The organism is Legionella maceachernii (assembly GCF_900167045.1).
GTDB lineage: Bacteria > Pseudomonadota > Gammaproteobacteria > Legionellales > Legionellaceae > Tatlockia > Tatlockia maceachernii.
Genome location: NZ_FUXJ01000003.1, coordinates 331,777 through 353,061 on the forward strand (window position 1 = coordinate 331,777; position 21,285 = coordinate 353,061).

Below are 21,285 nucleotides of genomic sequence, written 5' to 3' on the forward strand. Positions count from 1 at the left end.
CAATGATTTGTATGTTTTTATTTCACTAGTATGGAGAAATCTAATTTTAATAAACGTGAGAGGTTTTGGTGAGACAATTGCGTGTTGGTTTATTTGTTTTTTCAACATGGCATGCTACCCTGCTTGCATTTTTGCTTTTACTTGGATGTAAGACAAAGGTATACCACCCTGAAGACAGTGAAGCTTTAAAATTGCCTTATAAGGTTGAAGGTGCGGATGATGAGGCAATAATAAGATTGCAAAAAAGTCTTTTGCGTTGCGGAGTGGCTGTGATTACTATTGGCCAAGATTACCTGATTAGTATACCTTCTCCTCGATTATTTCCAAACCAATCACCACAATTGACCTGGGCCTCTTACGGTTTACTTAATAATGTAGTGCGATTTTTAAAGCAATTCCGAAAGGTGGCGGTAAACATCACCGCTTTTAGTAGCCAATATGTTTCGGATAGACGAGAACATGCATTGACCTTAGCGAGAGCGAGAGCAGTTGCAGATTACCTATGGTCGCAAGGCATTGATAGTCGCTTTATTTTTACAGAAGGAATGGGACGGGATAAGCCAATGATGGGCTATACTCGAGGAGGGGACATATCACCTAATTCACGCATTGAAATTACTTTCAGAGATGCGATTGTTTAAATGAGGCAGCAATGAGTCAAGAGGCTTGGAATACAATTAAACGTTCTAAATCCTTTTACATTCGGACTTACCGAATAGGGGGAACGAGTCTAGTTATTTCGCTGATATTAAATCTACTCTTAGTGCTCGGTATTTATTATCTGTATTTTCATGAACCTGAACGTGATTTTTATGCTACGAGTGGTGTTACTCCCCCGGTTTTATTAAACCCTTTGGATGAACCTAATTATTCATCAACGCCACTACTTCCACCTGATCCGATTGATGATGATAGTGAAAAGGTCATACCGCAATAAATGAGGTAATTATGGCTCAAGATGCTTTAACTGCTGTTTCAATGAGAAATGAGTTTTATCGAGACGGTCAACGTAAGACAATTCTTGCTTTGCTGTTTTCTATTCTCATTAATTTTGTTTTGGCTTCGCTTTTGGTGTATATGATAACACATCCTCCAGCGCCTAAATATTTTGCGACAAGTATCAATGGGAGAATTACACCATTATTTCCTTTAGATGAGCCTAACCAGTCAGACTCAGCGGTATTACAATGGGCAAATCAGGCAGCCATAGCTGCGTTTACCTACAACTTTGTGAATTATCGCGATGAGTTACAAGCATCCTCTGGATTCTTTACGGCAGATGGTTGGACTCAATTTTTGACTGCATTACAACAGTCTAATAACCTTGATGCGGTAAAAGCGAAAAAATTAATTGTATCAGCCGTGGCTACTCGCGCGCCGATCATTTTACAGAAAGGTTTATTAAATGGAGTTTATTCTTGGCGTGTTCAGATGCCTATTTTAGTTACTTATCAAAGCGCCAGTGAATTTTCTCAGCAAAATAATGTGGTTACAATGTTAATAACGCGTGTGTCAACATTGAATTCTCCACGCGGAATTGGTATAGCTCAGTTTGTTGTAGGCCCAGCGAGTGGTGGGATAGGTTAATTGGATCATTTAATGAATAATAAGAAGAAAAATTTATTCCATTTAATTGGGTTAGTTATGATTTTTGTAACTAATTCAGTACCTTTTCCAGCCAATGCAGCCTCGGAGGCCGATTCTGCCCAGCAAGCTCTCCAGCAGCTTCGGCTTTTACAACAGCGGTTATCCCAATCCGGCGTTACGCCGCCAGCTTCTACAGAACCCAATAAGCCAAACCAAGCGAACCAACAAGGAGCAGCAGGTAAATCTCCAACTGCTGCTGCAGGGAATGCCCCTGCCACTCAAGGACAACAAGCTAATGCCGATGTTTTATCGCAAGAAGATAATGAGCTAATTGATGTAAAAGCTTTCGAAGGAGTAACGCGACAACTTTTCCCGCTGACACCTGAACAAATTATTCGCTTGAAACAAATGTATCAAGCCAATGAATTTGCAGAAGCGTCTACTGCGGGTACTCCCCCTAAACCCACAGCAACCTCTCAAATTGTCAATTTATCACCAGGATCCACACCCCCGGTCATTCGTTTGTCACAAGGATTCGTATCCTCGCTGGTGTTTCTGGATTCTACTGGGGCTCCTTGGCCCATTAGCGCCTATGATTTAGGTGATCCGTCTTCGTTTAACATTCAATGGGATAAAACAAGTAATACTTTGATGATTCAAGCCTTGAAGTTATACAATTACGGCAATCTTGCTGTACGATTGCGTGGTTTGAATACCCCTGTTATGTTGACACTTATTCCTGGCCAAAAAGCAGTGGATTACCGAGTGGATCTACGAATCCAAGGATTTGGTCCTAATGCTAAAACAATGCCTACCGAAGAGGGCCTACCTCCCAGTGCAAACGATGTCTTGTTGCATGTTCTAGATGGAGTGCCTCCGGCGGGGAGTCAGCGGTTAACAGTAAGTGGCGGTGATGCAAGAGCATGGATAATTGGTGACAAAATGTACGTAAGAACTAACCTCACTATTTTATCTCCAGGATGGATAGGGAGTATGACAAGTGCGGATGGAATGCATGCTTACGAGATGCAAAAATCACCGGTGTTACTGGTTTCATGGCATGGAAAAGTCATGCAGCTTAAGGTAGAAGGGTTATAATCAAATGGCAGGTAAAAAAGAGAATCTAAAGTCGCTATTTACCAATACCCGTACACGGGTCATTATTGTATTTACCGCAATATTATTAATTGCCGCTGTTGCCATTGGTGTATTTAAATTAAAGTTCTCAGAAGACATAGGGAATGAGCAGTCAGGAGTGAGTAATGTTCCGCAGGGGATTCGATCTATCCCTGGAGCGCTGAATCCAACTGTACAATATGCAAAGTTGCAAGAGGCACAAAATGTCAGTCAAGCGACCTCGGCTTTAAAAACGGGTGGAAGTGCTATTCCTACTATTGTTCGTACTCAAGCGTTAGGAGCGGGTGTACAACCCATAGGCCAGCCACCAAGTGGTGAGAGTGGGGTAGGATTTACAACGTTAGCCCGGGAAAATGAGGCCGGTGCTCAACGTAGCTTATGGATTCAATCTCTACAAAATAGTAGTTGCAGTAAAGCCACTGTTACGAATGTCGTCAATCAAGGGGCAACCCTTACTGATCTGAAAAATGCCTGTACTTGTACTCAATTGAAAGATAACGGTTACCAAATTTCTGATTTACAACAAATATGCTCTTGTAAAGAACTCAGAGCAGCAGGATTTAACGCCCGCCAATTAAAGGATGCAGGGTTTAGTGCCGGTCGCTTACGGCTTTGTGGATTTGACGCCTGCGAATTACGAAATGCTGGTTTTACAGCTCAACAAATGAAAGACGGTGGTTTTTCAGATGGTGAGCTTAAAGGAGCTGGATTTTCTGATGCGGAGATTGCCAAGGCAGGGGGATTACCGAATGGGATCAGTGAAGCTGATGTGCGTAAAGCCGGTTGTCAAGTTGACGCGCTAAAGCGGTTACGTGCTGCCGGCGTTTCTGCATCTGCGATTCGGCGGATAAGTGGTTGTAGCGCTGCGCAGCTAAAAGCGGCGGGCTTTACGGCAGCTGAATTAAAAAATGCAGGATTTAGTGCGGCTGATTTAAAAAACGCAGGCTTTACACCCGCTGAGCTTAGGCAAGCAGGCTATACTGCTAGAGACTTGCTTAACGCCGGCTTTAGTCCTGATGATTTAGCCAGTGCGGGGTACAGTCCTGGTGAAATTTCAGCTGCAGAGTCGGAATTGCCACCCGGAATTAGTCCTTCTGATATTAAAAGTGCCGGCTGCGATGTTGAAGCATTGAAGAAAGAACGACTTGCAGGAGTGAGTGCAAGGCTCATCAGGCAATATGCCGGTTGTAGTGCTAAAGCGTTAAAAGAGGCTGGGTTTAGTGATAGTGATTTAGCGCAAGCAGGATTTACTCCCGCGGAGATCAGTGCGACAGGCCCTATTGATGATAATGCTATAAGAGCAGCAGATTGCGACCCGAATAAACTAAAAGCCCTTTTTGCTCGAGGGGTGTCTGCTGCAAAAATCCGTGCACTCAATGGGTGTAATGCAGCTCAACTAAAAGCGGCTGGTTATGATGCAAAACAACTAGCGGCAGCGGGATTTACACCCCAGCAACTTTTGGCCGCAGGCTATGCACCTGAACAAGTTCGTGGAGCGCTTACCGATGATGCAATACGAGCCGCTGGGTGCGATCCGACCAAATTGAAGCAGCTGTTTAATTTAGGCGTCTCTGCCAAGCGCATTCGGGAGCTAAATGGGTGTAGTGCCGAAGCATTAAAAAATGCGGGTTATGATGCGAAAGCACTGTCTGATGCGGGATTTAGCCCACAAGATCTTTTAAATGCAGGATTTACCCCGCAACAATTAAGGCAGGCAGGCGTTGGGGGGGCTGCTGTGATTGCTGCAGGGCGAACAGCAGACTGTAGTGTGGCTTCGCTACAAGCAGCACGTGCTGCAGGAGTATCAGCAACCACTATTAAGCAAACTTTAGGCTGTAGTGCAGCTGCAATGAAAGCAGCAGGTTATACTGCCCAAGAATTAAAAGATGCTGGTTTTACCGCAGCCGAGTTGAAAAATGCTGGCTTTAGTGCTGCTGATCTTAAAAATGCTGGGTTCTCCGCAAAAGAATTACGTGATGCCGGATTTAGTGCCGCTGATTTAAAGAATGCTGGATTTAGTGCAAGTCAGCTTAAAGATGCAGGATTCAGTGCTGCCGATTTAAAAAATGCAGGTTTTTCGGCAAGTCAACTTAAAGCGGCGGGATTTAGCGCTAAAGATTTAAAAGATGCCGGTTTTGGTGCAGCCGAGCTTCGTCAAGCGGGGTATTCTGCTAAGGACTTAGCAGATGCAGGATATACTGCAGCTGATTTAAAAAATGCTGGGTTTAGCGATGCCGAAATTCAAAATGCGGGGCTGAATACAGAGGTGGCCGGTTTGGGAGCTGCTGCTATACCTGGTGGTCAACCCTCTAATGTGACGCCGATTCCTACCATTCCAGGAATTCCAGGTCAAACCCCTGCGGCTGCAGCTGCCCAAGCGGCGAATGCCAAACAATTACAGGAGATTTTGAAAAAACAAAATCAACAATTGGCTGATCAAAAATTCCAGCAAAAGATTTCGCAGCGTACTTCGCAAATGCTAAGCACCGCAAACCAGTCAATTAGTACTTGGCAGAAAGTAGCCTCTCAGACTTATGTGGCCGGGAATGAGTCTGAAGAAAAGAAAAGTGCAGCAACCACAGGAGCAGGTCAAACGACGACTAGTTCTTCTTTCACTCCAGGAGGGGAGATGGGGGGGCCATCTAAAGGCCAAGGCGCTATCATTAAAACGGGAGATATTCTTTTTGCCGTACTGGATACTTCAGTGAATAGTGATGAGCCAGGACCTATCCTTGCGACAATTGTTTCTGGCAAATTAAAAGGCGCGAAATTAATTGGTAGCTTTAATTTGCCTACTAATGCAGACAAAATGGTGATTAGTTTTAATACAATGTCTGTACCTGGTGCACCTAAATCGACTTCAATTAATGCCTATGCAATTGATCCGGATACGGCGCGTACCGCGTTATCGAGTAATACCAATCACCATTACTTGTTACGCTACGGTTCGTTATTTGCCTCTTCATTTTTGGAAGGTTTTGGAAACGCATTCCAATCAGCAAACACCACGGTGACTATTGGTGGTACTGGTGGGGGACAGAATATCACTGTACAAAATGGTATCGGTCGCTCAGCATTGCAAAATGCGGTGATTGGATTGGCAACGCTTGGTAAAGCGTGGGGCCAGGTTGCTCAACAACAATTTAGTACACCAACGACTGTCGAAGTCTATTCAGGTACACCTTTGGGTATACTATTTACTCAAGATGTGACCTCACTTTAACATGATGAGCGAGTAAGAAATGGCAGATAATGAATATAACGATGAATATCAATTCGCTGATCTGGATACAATTGGCTCAGATAACTTAGGCGACGAAGAGCATATTGCATCCGATGAGGAAGTTCCTCCTGCAAAAAAACAACCTCAAGGGAAGAATATCAGACGAAATGCATTCATTGCCGTGGTAATTATCGTTCTTGTCATGCTCGGGTATAAATTTTTGGGCTCTTTTTTTTCCAGAAAATCAACTACGGATGAGACCATTGTTCCTCCTATAACAGCGGTTACTCCTCAACCCCAAACTGAAACGCCTCCGGTAACCACTTCACAACCAGTAACACAAGTTCAAACGGCTCCTCCACCTGTGACTACTCAGCCTACTGTCGATAATTCACAGATTACTCAAAAACTTTCCGCATTGGAGATGGCACAACAAAGTGTGCGCTCAGAGATGAGTTCTATGAGTAGCCAGCTCAATGGAATAAATTCAAATGTAAATCAACTGTCTGAAAAAATTGCTAATTTAAATCGAATGATCAGTTTATTAACCGCTAAACTTGAACAACAATCCAATCAAATTGCTATCTTGGCCGAAAGGACAAAACCTAAGCCACCACCAGTCCGTCGTGCGTCAGTAAGAGGGCTTCGTGCACCAATTTATTATATTCAAGCAGTAATACCCGGTCGGGCTTGGTTAATTGCGCCAAATGGGTCTACACTTACCGTTAGAGAGGGAACCCAAATTGCTGGTTATGGCGTAGTAAAATTGATTGATCCGAATCAAGGGCGCGTATTAACCAGTTCAGGAAGAGTAATTAGGTTTAGTCAGCAAGATAGTTGAGGGGGTTATGTCTGCTGGAACTGGTTCTTGGCAATCCTGGTTAACAACTCAAGTTGATATATTAAATAATATCGCAAGTAACTTGTTGCCTGTTGAGCGCCTAATTACAGGGGCTGCCTATTTAATTGGTTTAGCTTTCGCGTTTAAAGCGATCTATACTCTAAAGGCCTATGGTGAATCTAAATCAATGATGTCGTCTAGTACGAGCATCAAAGAGCCTATAATTTATATGGTTGTAGCAGTAATATTTATCTATTTCCCGACGGGATTAGCTATTATGTTGCAAACAACTTTTGGCTCTTCGAGTATCTTGCAGTATGCACCAGTGAATAGTAATAACCCAGGCATTAGTGCTCTTTTTGGTACTGGAAGTGTTGTTGGGAGACCAATAGCAATTATAATCCAGACAATTGGACTGATTGCTTTTGTAAGAGGTTGGATTCTTATTGCACGATCCGCTTCTCAAGGGCAACCTCCAGGAGGTACAGGAAAAGGATTGGTACATATTTTTGGTGGAATTTTAGCAATGAACATTGTAGCCACACTAGAAATCATCAATAATACATTATATGGTACTAGTTAAACATTTTTTATGAGAAGGAGAGAGAACAGTGAAAATGCCATTAACAATAAAGCGCCAAATGGAACGCTTACTCATGTGGGTTGCTTGCTTGAGTTTAATGGTCGTAGCAGGTGAAGTGGCGGCGTCGTCAACATCATTAGGGGGTATGGCTTCTAGTGTTACTTCGTCATTTACTGCTTTGGCTAAACTAATTACAGCAGGATCCTATGTGGCAGGCCTTGGTTTTTCCATCGGTGCAATAATGAAGTTTAAACAACACAAGGATAACCCAACCCAAATTCCAATTGGTACTCCAATTGCTTTGGTTTTGATCGCAGCGGCTTTGTTATTCCTGCCTTCAATTTTGGGTGTTGCCGGACAAACTTTGTTGGGAACTAGCGGTTCTGTTGCTGGTCCTTCCGGTACAATTTTTGGAAGCTAATAAAGGGCAATGGGGAGGCAACCACTGTGTTGGCCTCCTATTTATTTGAAGTTTTGGCTATTATGGGCATAGTTAGATGGCTGCTAAACAACATAATAAGTTGAGGCTTGTTGCTAGCCCGGGTTCCTGGCGGTTGTATTCGGCACGAAAGGCCGACGAGCGCTTTAAAGGTTTTGAGATGAAGGTATTTCAGCGCGATCGTTATACCTGTCAATTCTGCGGATTTCAAGCAAGACTATTTCAAGAGGTCGTTAATCTCGATCACGATTTCACAAACAACAAATTGAGTAATTTGGTAACTGCTTGCTGTTTTTGTGCTCAATGCTTCTTTATTGAGTCGGTTGGTGTAGGAGGGTATGGAGGAGGTACACTCGTTTATCTTCCAGAGCTTACTCAGCCAGAGTTAAATAGTTTATGTCATGTGCTTTTTTGTGCTATTACCAATGATACAGGGTATAAAAATAGTGCCCAAAATATTTATCGAAGCTTTAAATTTCGTTCGCAGATTGTCGAAGAAAAATTTGGTGAGGGAACCAGTGATCCTGCAATATTTGGTCAGTTGATCATTGACTCAGGAGTGACTTCGGCTGAGGTTTCAGAAAAATTATTTAAGAATATTCGTTTATTACCTTCAAGAGCGAAATTCCGCAAACAAATCGAGAGATGGGCTGCGAGCGCATTAGAGGAAATAACAGCAACTAAGGTTTAGCTGAATTAAATAGTTTTTCGCCTAATGCTAAAGTCTGTCGACAGACCCTAATGTAAGTATTAGTGGGGAATAGTATGGGAAAATGGGCTGATTCATTTTTTGATGGCGTTGATACTTTTTTTGCTTGGTTAAGTACTTCTCTGAAACAAACAACAGAGTCTTACTGCGAGCTTGAAACAGCAGATAGCCCGACTGTTTTGGTTAATCATGATGGCACTTTGCTTTCCATTTTAAAAATCGAAGGCATTACAGCTCTTGCTGGTACTGAGGAATTCGAACGGCTTGTTGAAGGACTGAGTAACGCTTTTCAGGCGGCGATGGGAAGGCCAGGACATGCTCTACAGGTTCATTTTAGTCATGATAAACAAAATATCAGAAAGGTTATTCAAGACATCTATGCGCCAGCAGAAGCCACGGCAAAAAGACTAGAGCTTAATTTACAAGATTTATTCCACGAACGTGTGGCTTTTCTTGCTCAGTATTGCGCGGATGAGCGTCTCTATTTTGTGTTGTACACACGTCCCTTTAATTTGCCGCAAGATCAATTAAAGACGGCAAATAAAGCCAAGCTAAAAATGATAAAAGACAAAAAGGCGCCGGCATTTAAAAATAGCCAGACCATTTTTGCCGCTATTCCCGAATTACGCGACACCCACGATGCTTACGTACGCACAATTCTCAATGATTTAGACGCACTAAATATTCATGCAAGACTCATGGAAGTCCATGATGCTGTGCATGCCGTACGGATGACAGCCGACCCTGATTTTACAGCTGACGATTGGCGACCCTCTTTACCAGGTGATAAACTTATACCGCGCGAAATCAATGGATTTAGTGGAGATCCTTCTGATTTATTGTGGCCAGCTTTGGCAAAGCAGGTGATTCCTAGAGATGGTGAAGTACTGGATCTGCGAACAGTTAGAGTAGGTAATAAAATTTACTCTTGCGTCTATATCGATCTTTTTCCTAAAGATATTCGCCCCTTTATTACCTTATTCTCACGCATCTTGCCCTCACATGTGCCTTGGCGAATTTCGTTTCTGGTTGAAAGCGAAGGGTTAAATACCATTAAATTAAAAGGGTTACTTTCTGCTATTTTAAGCTTTTCTTCCGCGCAAAATCGATTAATTAGTGACTCGGTTAACCTGTTAAAATATTTGCAGCTTAATACCGATGATCCTATCGTTCGGTTACGAGTTGTGGCCGCAACCTGGGCTCCGGAAGGCGAGCTTCCTCTGCTACGCCGCCGCAGTTCAGAGTTAGTTAAAGCCATTGAAGGGTGGGGTTCCACGGACGTTTCAGAAATTTGCGGTGATCCTTTTGCCGGCTTTGTTTCAAGTATGTTGGCAACGACGTTGAACAGCACAGCCGTGCCTTCTGTAGCACCCTTGTCAGATATCATCACCATGCTGCCCATTACGAGACCAGCTTCTCCTTGGCAACAAGGGGCTTTATTATTCCGTACGCCTGACGGGAAACCTTGGCCTTTTCAACCCGGCTCAACGCAACAGACGACCTGGATTGATCTAGTCTACGCGCGCCCAGGTTCGGGTAAGTCTGTTTTATCGAATGCACTCAATCTAGCACTTTGTCTTTCTGGTGGTTTAACTCGGTTACCACGAATTGCAATTATTGATATCGGGCCATCCAGTAGCGGTTTGATTTCATTGTTAAAAGAAGGATTGCCAGCCTCTAAGAGGCACTTGGTTGCTTATCACCGTTTAAGGATGACACCAGACTATTCCATTAATCCGTTTGATACGCAATTAGGATGTCGCTATCCTACTGCGATAGAGCGTTCTTTTTTAGTTAATTTTCTCACTTTATTGACTACTCCACTTGGCGCAGCAAAACCTTATGATGGAATGCCTGATCTTGCGGGTATGGTTGTGGATGAATTGTATAAAAGTTTAGCTGATGAATACAATCCAACTCCCTATTCGCCCGGTGTTGAAGAGTTTATTGACAGTATCCTCGAAGAGATTGGTTTTGTTAGAGATTCAAAATCCACTTGGTGGGAAGTAACAGATGCTTTATTCTCAGCTGGTTTTACTCATGAAGCCATGCTTGCTCAACGCTATGCAATGCCCTTATTAGCCGATGCAGCATCCATTTGCCGCACGCCATCCATCGAGGATTTATATGAGAAAGTCACTGCCCCGACGGGTGAATCATTAATCAATGCTTTTTCGCGTATGATTTCAGGCGCTGTACGTGAGTATCCTATTCTATCTCGGGTCACAAGCTTTGATATTGGTGACGCACGCGTCGTCTCCCTCGATTTAGACGAAGTGGCTAAAAGCGGTGGTGACGCTGCCGATCGGCAAACTTCGGTCATGTACATGTTAGCGCGCTATGTGCTTGCTCGCCATTATTACTTAACCGAAGAAAGTTTAAGCAGTATACCTGAGCAATACCGAGAATATCATAGGCAGCGTATTGCTGAAATAAGAGAAGATCCAAAGCGAATTGTCTATGATGAGTTCCACCGAACTGCAAAATCATCTGCCGTGCGCGACCAAGTGATTATCGATATGCGGGAAGGTCGTAAATGGAAAGTCCAAATCGCCTTGCTATCTCAATCGGTTGAAGATTTTGATGCAATCATGATTGATTTCAGTACTGCAATTTACGTGATGGATGCAGGCCCTTCACAAGCCGTTGAGAAAACCGCGCAGATTTTTGGCTTGTCCAATACTGCTAAAGTAGCATTGCGTACTCGGGTTCATGGGCCACGCTTAGGGGGGGCGACTTTCTTAGTTCAGTATGCCACAAAATATGGAGTAAACGTTCAATTACTGACCTTGACGCTAGGTCCAGTTGAAGTGTGGGCGTTCAGCACTACCGCAGAGGATGCGTTAGTACGTAATCAGTTATACCGTCATTTGGGTCCTGCAGAGGCACGAAGAGTACTTGCTGCACTATTTCCTAATGGATCGGTAGCAAAAGAAATCGAGAATCGTTTAGCTGTTTTGAAGACTGAAACGGGATTGATTGAAGACGATGCTAAAGAAAGCGTTATTGAGCAGTTACTCAGTGATATTCTTAATGCTTATGCGAAAGATCCCAATGTTAAAATGTTGCCTAATAAAGTATAAGGAGGAAACTCCTGTTTGAATGTCGTCGTTAGTGTTGTGGATAATCTTTACACTCCAGGAGATACTAAAGCCATAGGATTTATTAGATCCCAATTTTCATTTGGCTCGATAAAAGCAAACAGGATGTCATGTTTGCTTTTAATCAAATCCATGGGGTTTCAATTGAGCATGACACTCATAACAATAAAGTGCTGAATCCCTTTTTTTAAGAAGGTGCATAGGCGCAATTAACATTCGACACCGAAACCATCCCAAAGGTTAATCCTGCATCCAAAACCTCTGCGGCGAGTTTAGACCCTTGATCGCGTGCACGATTCAAATACTCAACCGTCTTATCACGGTCAACTTCTTGATTAACCACACTATAGTCATTTCTTCGAGCATAAAAAGCGGCAAGATGAAGGCTCGCATAGGCATGGCCGTTGTCTGAGGCTAATTCTAACCATTCAAGACCCCCCATAATGTCTTGGCGTCGAATTTGAGCACGAAGCATTTTTGCCTCATGAAGTTCTTTGTTTAAGAAATCAAATTCAACTTGAACAAATTGCTCTTCGAATTGAATCACTTTGATATGCTGGGTTAGCCCATCTAAATCAGGCTCTTCTTCTCTTGCCAAGGTATGATTAAGCGGTTTTCCGAAAATTAAGGATATGCCCAACTTTAACAAGATTGAGTTGGTTTTTTCCAAATGCTCTGCTTGCATTTCCTTTATTCTTTCTTCGATATCAGCGAGTACCTTACTCTTTATTCGCCAAAATAAAAGCTGAAGAAGGGGTTTCGAATGAGTAAACTGAATACCCATATCGGATTGGATGGCAGCATCGAGTAACAACAAATGATACAAGCGGGTATAAACGCGATTGGTGCTTTTTTCAGGGTAATTTTCATAACTGCGTCGGGTATTATAGATCCGCTTCTCTCGTTGGTACATGATATTAAGCAAGACCAATAAATTTTCCCCTTCGATTTCATCGTCTGATGTCAATTGGCTTACTGCTTCTGATTCAAGAAAGGCTTGAAGCTTAGCTATCCCCTCTGTTTGCGTACCAAAAAGCCGTTTAACCCATCCCTTTTGATAGGGGTTTTGGGCAATCAACGCTTCACAATTAACATCGGCGTGATAACTTTCAACTAATTCCTCTATTTTGGACTTTTTCATTACATTTTTTCCTTAAAATTTCCTAGCAGGCAAATTCTACAATAGAAAAACTTCGAAATAAATTTAATTTGTCCTAAAAAAACGATGAATTCAAACGTTAATTTTACTCTTTGATTTTATTGAAATAAATTAAAATTTGCTTACAAATTTATTCATAAATTTACTACAAATAGTCGTGTTCATAATCAAAATTTAAAGTTTTAAAACGATTTTAATAACCTTCATAATCTCTTTTTTGTGATAATTCAAAGAGATATAATTTTTAAATTATTTATCCCTTTTAAGACATTTATTTTTGCAAAAAAATTAAATAGAATCGATGCTGCTAAGTAGGAAGCGTCCAACTTTTAAGGATATTGTCATGCAATTTATTGTCCTTCATGTACTGTTTCTCCTCGCTTGGTGTTTTCGGATTAATTAAAAAGGAGTAAAAAATGTTAGCGGAAATGGCTACAATAGCACTTACCACAAAAGCACTGGTTGGCATCATTTTGGGTTCAGCAGGAGGTGGACTTGTCGTTGGTGGGGCTGTGGGTTACCTCATTAAGAATTCATCACGGGATGAGGAAGCTGAATTGGAGTATAAGCGGCTTGACGCTGAAAGTTCCTTTCGGGAAAAACAACGACAGTATTCAATTAATTCAACTTATCATCGTGTCTCACAAATCACTGAAGAAACCCTATCGGATATTGCTCAAAATCAAAAAAGAGCCTCCACTTCCATTGCTGAATTAAATAGGCATATTAGCTCCGCTCAAAAATTTCAAGAATCCGGTCGAGTTGTTATTGATGAAACAATACAAGACAATGAAACCATTAAGCAATTGATGGCTGAGTTGAAATCGAAAACGGAACAACTTATCAAAGTAACTAATGACTACGAAGAACTTAAAGTTAAACTCGCCGAGGCAGTAAAGAAACTTGAGCAAGCATTAGCAGAGCTTGATTTTATCAGAAAAACAATACGTGCTGCTAATGGTGAGAAAGATTACATAGGCCAGGTCATTGAAACAATGAAGCGCATGAGGTACAGCAATGACCAGCTTAAAGCGAGATTGGACGTTCAAATTCAAAATTATGAAAAAGCAGAGCAACGTATTGGTTCGTTGACTGAAAATTTGCGAGAAGCAAAAAAAACCATACTTGAACAAGAAAAAACTATCTTAGGCTTGCAAAAAGAAGTGAGAGAAGAATCGAGTGATAAAGGAAAAGACACCAATTTACGGTTTTTCTAATCAATCAATGCTAAAGGATTAATGTCATGTCATTTGAAAAAGTAGATTCACAGCTAGCGAACGAAAATAACGATGCTCAGCTTTTACCAGAACCATTTTTAGATCAATTGAGTCGAATTAGAAAACATCGTGAACAAGCGAACTTGTTTATTGCGGATATCGATTTGCAAAGGAAACGCTTTGATGTTGAGAAAGGCTTATTTGGTCGAATTGCAACAAGCTTTTCAGGGCTTTCGTGGTGGAAGAAAGGGTTAATCGGTGTAGGATTAGGAGCCCTTGCAGCTTCTTTAGGTTTAGTGTTTTCGCTATTCTGGGCTATTGCTTTACCTTTCATCACGTTAACAGTTTATAGCACCATGAGTTATGTGTTTGATGATTATACTCAATCGGAGGAAAACCGTTTTACCCAGCTCACAAAAAGCCTAGCTCAACGCGAAGAGGAGATGCAAAAAACCATTTTAGAGTTGCAGGCTGCAGAGAATGCACTTTATGAAATGATTGAAAAATTAAATGAATTTAGGCAGGCAAGTGCAAGCGCTATTGATAGATATGAGACGCAAGTTCAACTATTGAAAGAAGAAGTCAAACGTTATGAGAATGCCGTTTTGCAATTTGAGCAATTGAAAGCTGCTTTTAAAGCACATACCCAAGGTATGCAAGCTATCGGAAGTGGCTTCTCCGATGGATTGAACCAAATTGAAGGACAAATCAATCAACAATTTGAGCGTATGCGAAAAAACACGGATGCGGTAGAACAAGCCACCCAAAAGCTAAACGAAAATATCGCTTCTTTAAAGGAAGATACCTTATTATTAACTGGAGAGGGCGATCAGGTTACAAGTAATCCCTTAGCCAAACTGATAAAGGGTTTTAATTTTAGAAGTGAGGAAGATCTGCAAGTTGACCAAGAAAAGGACCTTAAGGCAGAGGCTCTTTTTGAAAGCACAGATGCTTTTATTGTAGAAATGGAGGCATTTTTAAGGGAGCATCATGTGAAAGCAGATGCACCTGAGCCAACCCAAGCTTCAGGAAATAAAATGCTGCTGAATTAATTGGATGATTTAGCAGGGCTTTTTAGTATTTAAGTCGCTTATTTCCTAAGAGGTTATGTTGAAAATAGCCAATCACGGCTATTTTCAACAACTACACATAGACAAATTAAATAAATTGCCTGGCCTATTTCTCTTACTGTACTGAAGGGATTAAATGAAAAAAGCAATGATGAAGATAACTCAACCGCAAGTCGAGTTACGTTCGAAAGTTGTGTATGGTCAAAAAAGATCAAGCGGCATGAACCGCATCGACTGATTCAGATTGTAAGAATGGAATTAAGGACTGGCATAAGTGCAATCAAATTGATCCAATAACTGGAAGGCAACTGCAATCGGTGATCTTGTTCTGAACAAGCGTTTAGGTCGATTTCTTGAAGAATGGGAAAAATTTTCTAGCCAATTAACGGTAAATGAGAGCAGGACCTTAAAGGAGGGTTGCTCTATTCGCTTTAGCAAGAGGAATATAGTTGATTTACAAATATTATCAACTTTAAGAAATTTTTTTAAATTGAAAATTCGATTAACGGCCAACTCAGTGGATGGGGTAGTTCATTACATCAGCTCTTATAATGCATCTATCGCTTAGAAGAGGCAGATTTTTTGTAAACGGGTTACTTTAGGCTTTTTATAACTACTTGATGAAAGTCAGTGATCGCTTGTCATAGAGACGCTATCTCACATACAAGTGATTTAATTATTTTTCGAAATTTTTTAATACTTTGTGAACACAGTTTTCAGGTTCATAAGATGAAGTTTTCCTTATGTGCTGCTTAAAATCAATGAGCAGTTCTCCTGCAACAATCTTATAATCAGTTAATGTGGCTAAATTGCCTTCTTGGCAAAATTAATTCCAAATATTTTTATGTGGAATCTAGCCCAATGTGCACAGAATGCACATTGGGTCTATCTATGATCACAAATTTCTATAGAAAGAAGATAGGATAAGAAGACTACTACTTTTTTATGGAAGCTTGACTTCTTTAAATCTACATCAGCAAGCCGGTCTTTCACTAGAACGCAAACTAATTTTTCCTAAATTCAAATTTTTATATCCAATATTTTAATTAATTCAAAATAGTAATGTGCGGTTATTTTTCGATGCGTATCATTTGTATTATCTTTAATTCCTTGAGGAGAATATTTGTAACGGATCTGTTTTAAATAATCTATAACCACTTGTTTAGATTCGGGTTGAAGGAAATCCTTTCCTATTGATTGATATGCAATAGTCAAAGGGCCAAATAAATAACTGTCTAGATCAGAACTGTCAGCAATCCTTAATTCATTGATAAGCGATTCCATATAAATCTTTTGTAGTTCTTTTGACTTAAAAGTTAATGCATATTTCAACATAATTGAAGAGTAGTGATTAATATGCGCTAGTTTCTCGTCAATTTTATCTAAATTGCTAGTTATTTCATCAGCTGAATGTGTATCGATAAAACCTCGAATTCCTGTATCCATCATATGGGGTGTCAGTGATTGATTCTCTAAAAGCTGTTCAAAAAAGTTCTTAAGAAGAGGTTGTTCATTAACAACATAGGATTTTTCAGTTATATGTTGCTGATTATAAAGCATTAAATTTTCTACGATTTTGCTTTTAACTTCCACACGATCGGTTTCATAATAAATAGATAATAATTTTTTAACTAAATCGGGCTCTGTCGATCGCGAAACAAGCCTATCTATCATAATGCCGCGCTTTATATCATTTAGTTCTGGATTTGCAGCTAACTGCATTTGAACAGCCGATGGGCTTGTTACGTAGTGAGTTGGTGGAGCATTCATTATCATTTGGAATTCCTCATAAGGCATTACATTAAGTTCGTCGGGCGACACAGCTTCTAAAGTTCTATCTACTGCTGAATTTGAGAGGGTTCTAGAGTATGCCCTTAATCTTTCATCATTAAAATAAGGAAAAAAATCAAATAAATTCCTGGGCAGCCAGACTTTGCCAGGCATGGTATCAATACCTTGGCTATAGAACGCCCACCAAACGTACGTATCACATCGCCATCTCCCACAACTAATAATTTGACCTGTTGTTGGGATTCCCGAGCCAATATGATAATCAGTATCAGAAGTATAGGTAGGGCACCACCAACGTTGATGATTGGCTTCGACAAGTATCTTGTAACCAAGTATTCCTCTATCAGTAACTCCGTACTTACTACCCCAATATTTGGAGCGGGATTTAAAATTACCAATATAGTTAATTTGACCAACAGGAGTTTCATTTAATACTTCTATTACTTGATCTGCATTATTTTTCATACTTTCAGGGGACATCATGTAAGTTGTAGCTATTCCAACATGTCCTGCCCACCCAAGTCCTGGTATTTGTAAATCTCGCCCCATAACTTCAGCAGGGAATATTTGTTTTGCGTAGGTAGGCAAGATGAATACCGTAATTAGAATAACAGGTAAAGCCATTTTTTTAATACTCATTTCAATTCCATTTATTTTTGTTGTCTGTAAAAATTATTGTCGTAATAATGCGTAAGATGTGAGGGTTACATGCTGAAGAAAATTATTATGAATTATATCCATATTACTACTCCTAAGACCTAATTTATTACGATATTAAACTCGCACCGAGATTATATGAAAAATATCAAATTTAGTAAATAAATTGGGGGTTTTGTTAACTCTTTATAAAGAAAGATTATATTTTTATATCCCTGTAAAAAGTGAATACTTTTTAGATTAACAATTACGGTTAATTTTCTAAGTTAGGTTATTGCTAATTTCAAAGGGTTTATTAATTTTTAAGTAATAGAAGGTACAAGGATATACTTCACTTTTATTTTAAAAAGTCACTAATATCAGGAGAGTTTAATATTTCATAGGCTAATTGCCTTAACATTATCAAATGATAATTGGCTGTGGAATTTTCTTCTCCATCATCGTAAATTCCTAAAAACACTCCATCTTTGCAGGCTAAATATTCTGGCACTTTTTTTAAAATTTGATCAAAATGACTGCCGCCATCCATGTCGCGTGCAGTACGTATTAATTTTTTTCGAGTTAAAATATTTTTATCTATGGCAAAGATAGTCTCATTAAACCAGTCTATATGTGAAATATATCTAGTAATTTTACCCTTGTTCAATATCACTGATTTATTAGAAACCATTGGGAAGAATAAGGAGGGAACCAATTCATTAAATCCCAGGATGCCATCTAAATGCCTAACAATAATTTCTTTACACTCATCTGTAATATTCCCATCGCTGTTTTTAGACTGAAGACAGGATTCGAAAACTAATTTCATTTGACGGGTTGGTTCCAATTGCTTTGCTAATTCTTCTATCCTGCATTTAATAACCACTCCGTTTTTATCTTTGGTGAATAAATACCATTCTTTAGTTGGAATTATAAAATAAAGATTAAAATTTGTGCTGCATTCTTTATTAATCAGAGTATCCATGTCTTGCAGTGAACTACAAGGATTAATTTTTAATTTATCTAAATTAATTTGATTGACACAAAGGACTGTAGATAGGATAGACACTTTAAAATTTAACTTTTGTAGCAACCCTTTGTTTTTACCATCATTAAGCAAAATATTTATACAAGTTGAAATTCTAAGTGCTTCAATTTCATGCCCATTATCAAATAAACTCGAACTATTTTGAATAAATGCCAGTTGATCTCGCGCCGCTTGTTTATTTTCATCCGTAGTTCTAACTCTATTCATAATTATCTGGAAGTGTGTATTTAACTAATGATAGACGAAAATTATAGAGGCTAACAAATTTAGTATCTTTTTTTTGAGATAAAATAAAGAGTGAGTTTTTTATTAAAATTGATTTAGTTTTGCTGTTTGCAATAGATAACGTACCCTTTTTATCACAAAATTAAGGGCTTTATGCAGAGCCAGGAAAATTTTTACCAACGTTAAATAAATGTCAAAAAATTAAAGGTATTTCTTCGTGGCCTTACGACTTGGATAAAGAGTTTTTAGAAAAAGAGAACCATCCATTTCTTTTACATAGGGTACACAGTATATTTTTCCTAAACACCTAATTTGCATTATCTTTTGGTTGGGATATTTAGCCTGGTTATGATGCTCTAAAATATCAATCAAATTGCCATTTTTTATTTCAAGAATAATCTCCTCAAACCCTATGCCTCTTGTGGTTAAAAGATTGGCATTTTTTGCCTCATCATATCTGAATTTCATGTATTAAAATCACTTACTGCATCTTTGTGTATGAGCATGTTAATATAGGTTTGATAAGGGATCCCTAGCTTGGATGCCTTGATTTGCATTGCCTCAAGGTCTAGCTCACTAATACGGATAGTAATAGATTTTTTCCTTTTTACATGGTTTGAGGCCACTTCTTTTAACATGGCCTTTTCTTTCTCCAGGTTAGTGACTGACTGTAGGTGCTCAAAATTATCTTCTATGTCTTGTTCATATGGATCAAGCCTAGTTTTGTTGCTCATATAAATCTCCCATATCTAAATTAATAATAATTATAGCACGATGTACATACTTTGTAGTTACTTTGTGGCATAGATATTTTACTACAATGTTTGGGATAGATATCGTACCTTGTCTATCAGAAGCGCATAAAAATAGGTAAAATGACTTTTATGGGCCTCCCGAATTTATTGGGCTTCGAAAATGAGTGAATTAGAAAGAAAGCGAAAGTTTGTGATAGATAAGATTTTCCATACTTTAGATGTTCATTTTGACACCAATTCACTTTCTGCATGGCTGTCCTATTATTACTCAGTGCACGTGAAAGGTGCTCCTGAAAAAACTGAACAAGCCAAAATAAAAGACCTGTGAAAATTTATTCATTTTTTCCAAAATGAAGTAGGGCATGACTTGGTTGATAGTTGGACACCTGCAGTGAGTAAGCAATTTCAGAAAAAACTAAGTAAGACGATTTCAGAGAAAACAGGAAAACCTTATAAAGCCACTTCAATTAACCGCACAATGGCAACCATTCGTCATGTTGGTCGCTGGCTTCATCAGCAGCGCCCATTATTAGCAGGGTGATCCATTAGCGCAAGTGAAAGATTTGCAAACCGATGCGCCCGATTGGAATGGATTGACCTCCCGCCAGTTAATGAGATTAAAGTCTGCATGTGAGCAACGGATTAAAAGTTGCACTCGCAAGAATCAAAATCCTTTAATGGAAACGGCTCTTTTTTATGTACTGCTTGGTACGGGGCTTCGTGAATCCGAAGTGATTACCTTAAATGTAGGTCAGTATCGACAAAAGGGTTTTTGTGAAGTCTTTCGTCATAAGTCAAAGCGCATTAGCCAAAAAATTCCTTTGCCGCAAGAAAGTAGGGCCTATTTAGATCAATATTTAGAAAAAAGGGAAGCACTAGAAGAAGAGCCTTTATTTATTACACGTTATGGGACGCGCTTACAAACCTTAGATGTTTATCAAATATGCAACGGGTACTAAAACAAGCTTTAGCATTTTTACCGGAGCAGGAGAAGTTTGAGTTTACTCCTCATAAACTTCGGCATACTTTTTTAAAAAAGGTGACAGATAAGCATGGGGTTCATTTCGCTCAAGAGCTTAGTGGCAATGTGTCTATAAAGGAAATTTTTCGTTATCCGAAACCTAGTTAGGAAGAGGTTCAGTCCGCAATGTAAAATTATTTTCTTAGAATATTTACTTCTACACCTTGTTGGGTAAAAGACTGCTAAAAATCGAAATATGCTAATATAAATTAGACTGTAATCATTTTAAAGTTAATAGTGGACAATCGTATAGTTAAAAAATTAATAGATAAAGCTCAAAAACGATATTCTCTTGATAACTGGAAGGGGTTATGTCTAGCTTTTGGCTGTTCTATTCCAACAATTAGTTCCCACTCGCAAACTAGGAGTCTTTTAGAAAGAATATCTGAAAAAGGCAAAGTTTATTCGGTAATCCCCCCAAAAAATAATTGCTGCCAAAAGTAGAATTTTCTCGTACCTTATGACGAAGGAGATTCTTCATGAAAAGATCAAAATTTACAGACAGTCAGATCCATTCAATTCTAAAACAAGCTGAAAATGGCACACCTGTTTCAGAGCTATGCCGAGAACATGTCATTAGTGCAGCTACTTTTTATAAATGGCGCGCAAAATATGGTGGTATGGATACCTCGATGATGTCTCGTCTCAAAGAACTGGAAGCTGAAAATAGCCGTCTCAAAAAGATGTACGCTGAAGAGCGCTTAAAAGCGGAAATTCTTAAAGAGGCTATTGAAAAAAAGTGG

Annotated in this window: 21 protein-coding genes; 16 read left to right on the plus strand and 5 right to left on the minus strand. The window is 39.7% G+C overall.

Annotated elements, in window-relative coordinates; translation table 11 throughout:
- Positions 1-68 precede the first annotated feature (68 nt).
- The 10 genes from icmN (at position 69) to B5D33_RS03275 (ending at position 11,602) form a co-directional block, all read left to right on the plus strand.
- Complete coding sequence (gene icmN, locus B5D33_RS03230; protein ID WP_058453351.1) at positions 69-641, plus strand: type IVB secretion system protein IcmN/DotK; 573 nt, start codon at positions 69-71, stop codon at positions 639-641.
- 11 nt (positions 642-652) lie between these two features.
- Positions 653-937 carry a type IVB secretion system protein IcmM/DotJ gene (gene icmM / locus B5D33_RS03235; protein WP_058453352.1) on the plus strand — a complete coding sequence of 95 codons (285 nt, stop codon included), beginning with the start codon at positions 653-655 and terminating at the stop codon, positions 935-937.
- A gap of 11 nt (positions 938-948) precedes the next feature.
- Positions 949-1,587: a type IVB secretion system apparatus protein IcmL/DotI gene (locus B5D33_RS03240; RefSeq protein WP_058453353.1), complete on the plus strand. Its 639-nt coding sequence runs from the start codon at positions 949-951 to the stop codon at positions 1,585-1,587.
- A 12-nt stretch (positions 1,588-1,599) separates the two neighbouring features.
- Complete coding sequence (locus B5D33_RS03245; protein ID WP_058453354.1) at positions 1,600-2,685, plus strand: DotH/IcmK family type IV secretion protein; 1,086 nt, start codon at positions 1,600-1,602, stop codon at positions 2,683-2,685.
- 4 nt (positions 2,686-2,689) lie between these two features.
- A complete protein-coding gene (gene dotG, locus B5D33_RS03250) occupies positions 2,690-5,947 on the plus strand; it encodes a type IVB secretion system protein DotG/IcmE (protein ID WP_058453355.1) in 3,258 nt (1,085 codons plus the stop codon).
- Positions 5,948-5,966: 19 nt separating this feature from the next.
- Positions 5,967-6,788, plus strand: coding sequence for a type IVB secretion system protein IcmG/DotF (icmG, locus tag B5D33_RS03255; RefSeq protein ID WP_058453356.1), 822 nt, complete (start codon positions 5,967-5,969; stop codon positions 6,786-6,788).
- Positions 6,789-6,795: 7 nt separating this feature from the next.
- Complete coding sequence (locus tag B5D33_RS03260) at positions 6,796-7,371, plus strand: hypothetical protein (RefSeq protein ID WP_058453357.1); 576 nt, start codon at positions 6,796-6,798, stop codon at positions 7,369-7,371.
- Positions 7,372-7,405: 34 nt separating this feature from the next.
- Complete coding sequence (locus tag B5D33_RS03265; RefSeq protein ID WP_065240043.1) at positions 7,406-7,792, plus strand: type IV secretion protein IcmD; 387 nt, start codon at positions 7,406-7,408, stop codon at positions 7,790-7,792.
- Positions 7,793-7,868: 76 nt separating this feature from the next.
- Positions 7,869-8,501: a type IVB secretion system protein IcmJDotN gene (icmJ, locus tag B5D33_RS03270; RefSeq protein WP_058453358.1), complete on the plus strand. Its 633-nt coding sequence runs from the start codon at positions 7,869-7,871 to the stop codon at positions 8,499-8,501.
- 74 nt (positions 8,502-8,575) lie between these two features.
- A complete protein-coding gene (locus tag B5D33_RS03275; RefSeq protein ID WP_058453359.1) occupies positions 8,576-11,602 on the plus strand; it encodes a type IV secretion protein IcmB in 3,027 nt (1,008 codons plus the stop codon).
- A gap of 205 nt (positions 11,603-11,807) precedes the next feature.
- On the opposite strand, the gene B5D33_RS03280 is transcribed toward B5D33_RS03275, so the two are convergent.
- Positions 11,808-12,761, minus strand: coding sequence for an SEL1-like repeat protein (locus B5D33_RS03280; RefSeq protein ID WP_058453360.1), 954 nt, complete (start codon positions 12,759-12,761; stop codon positions 11,808-11,810).
- 434 nt (positions 12,762-13,195) lie between these two features.
- Here B5D33_RS03280 and B5D33_RS03285 point away from each other — a divergent pair, with 434 nt between their 5' ends.
- Both B5D33_RS03285 and B5D33_RS03290 read left to right on the plus strand, forming a co-directional pair.
- Positions 13,196-13,996 (plus strand): coiled-coil domain-containing protein, encoded by an 801-nt coding sequence (locus B5D33_RS03285; protein WP_058453361.1) that lies wholly within the window; start codon positions 13,196-13,198, stop codon positions 13,994-13,996.
- Positions 13,997-14,022: 26 nt separating this feature from the next.
- A complete protein-coding gene (locus B5D33_RS03290; RefSeq protein ID WP_058453362.1) occupies positions 14,023-15,048 on the plus strand; it encodes a hypothetical protein in 1,026 nt (341 codons plus the stop codon).
- Between the two features lie 1,038 nt (positions 15,049-16,086).
- Here B5D33_RS03290 and B5D33_RS03295 read toward each other — a convergent pair.
- From B5D33_RS03295 to B5D33_RS03310, 4 genes are all read right to left on the minus strand, one after another.
- A complete protein-coding gene (locus B5D33_RS03295) occupies positions 16,087-17,496 on the minus strand; it encodes a hypothetical protein (RefSeq protein ID WP_058453363.1) in 1,410 nt (469 codons plus the stop codon).
- Between the two features lie 355 nt (positions 17,497-17,851).
- Positions 17,852-18,748, minus strand: a complete 897-nt coding sequence (locus B5D33_RS03300; RefSeq protein ID WP_058453364.1) for a hypothetical protein — start codon at positions 18,746-18,748, stop codon at positions 17,852-17,854.
- Between the two features lie 219 nt (positions 18,749-18,967).
- Positions 18,968-19,234: a BrnT family toxin gene (locus B5D33_RS03305; RefSeq protein WP_058453365.1), complete on the minus strand. Its 267-nt coding sequence runs from the start codon at positions 19,232-19,234 to the stop codon at positions 18,968-18,970.
- On the minus strand, positions 19,231-19,500 hold the full coding sequence (locus B5D33_RS03310) for a CopG family antitoxin (protein WP_058453366.1): 270 nt from the start codon (positions 19,498-19,500) through the stop codon (positions 19,231-19,233). The genes B5D33_RS03305 and B5D33_RS03310 overlap by 4 nt, the downstream gene beginning before the upstream one ends.
- Before the next feature lie 181 nt (positions 19,501-19,681).
- Here B5D33_RS03310 and B5D33_RS16800 point away from each other — a divergent pair, with 181 nt between their 5' ends.
- From B5D33_RS16800 to B5D33_RS03320, 4 genes are all read left to right on the plus strand, one after another.
- The gene (locus B5D33_RS16800; protein ID WP_234802440.1) at positions 19,682-19,849 is read left to right on the plus strand and encodes a hypothetical protein; all 168 of its coding nucleotides are present in this window, start codon (positions 19,682-19,684) and stop codon (positions 19,847-19,849) included.
- Between the two features lie 63 nt (positions 19,850-19,912).
- Positions 19,913-20,062: a hypothetical protein gene (locus B5D33_RS16805; RefSeq protein ID WP_234802441.1), complete on the plus strand. Its 150-nt coding sequence runs from the start codon at positions 19,913-19,915 to the stop codon at positions 20,060-20,062.
- 13 nt (positions 20,063-20,075) lie between these two features.
- Positions 20,076-20,480, plus strand: a complete 405-nt coding sequence (locus tag B5D33_RS16810; protein WP_234802442.1) for a tyrosine-type recombinase/integrase — start codon at positions 20,076-20,078, stop codon at positions 20,478-20,480.
- Positions 20,481-21,021: 541 nt separating this feature from the next.
- The coding region (locus B5D33_RS03320) for a transposase (protein ID WP_058453413.1) at positions 21,022-21,285 on the plus strand (264 nt) is incomplete at its 3' end.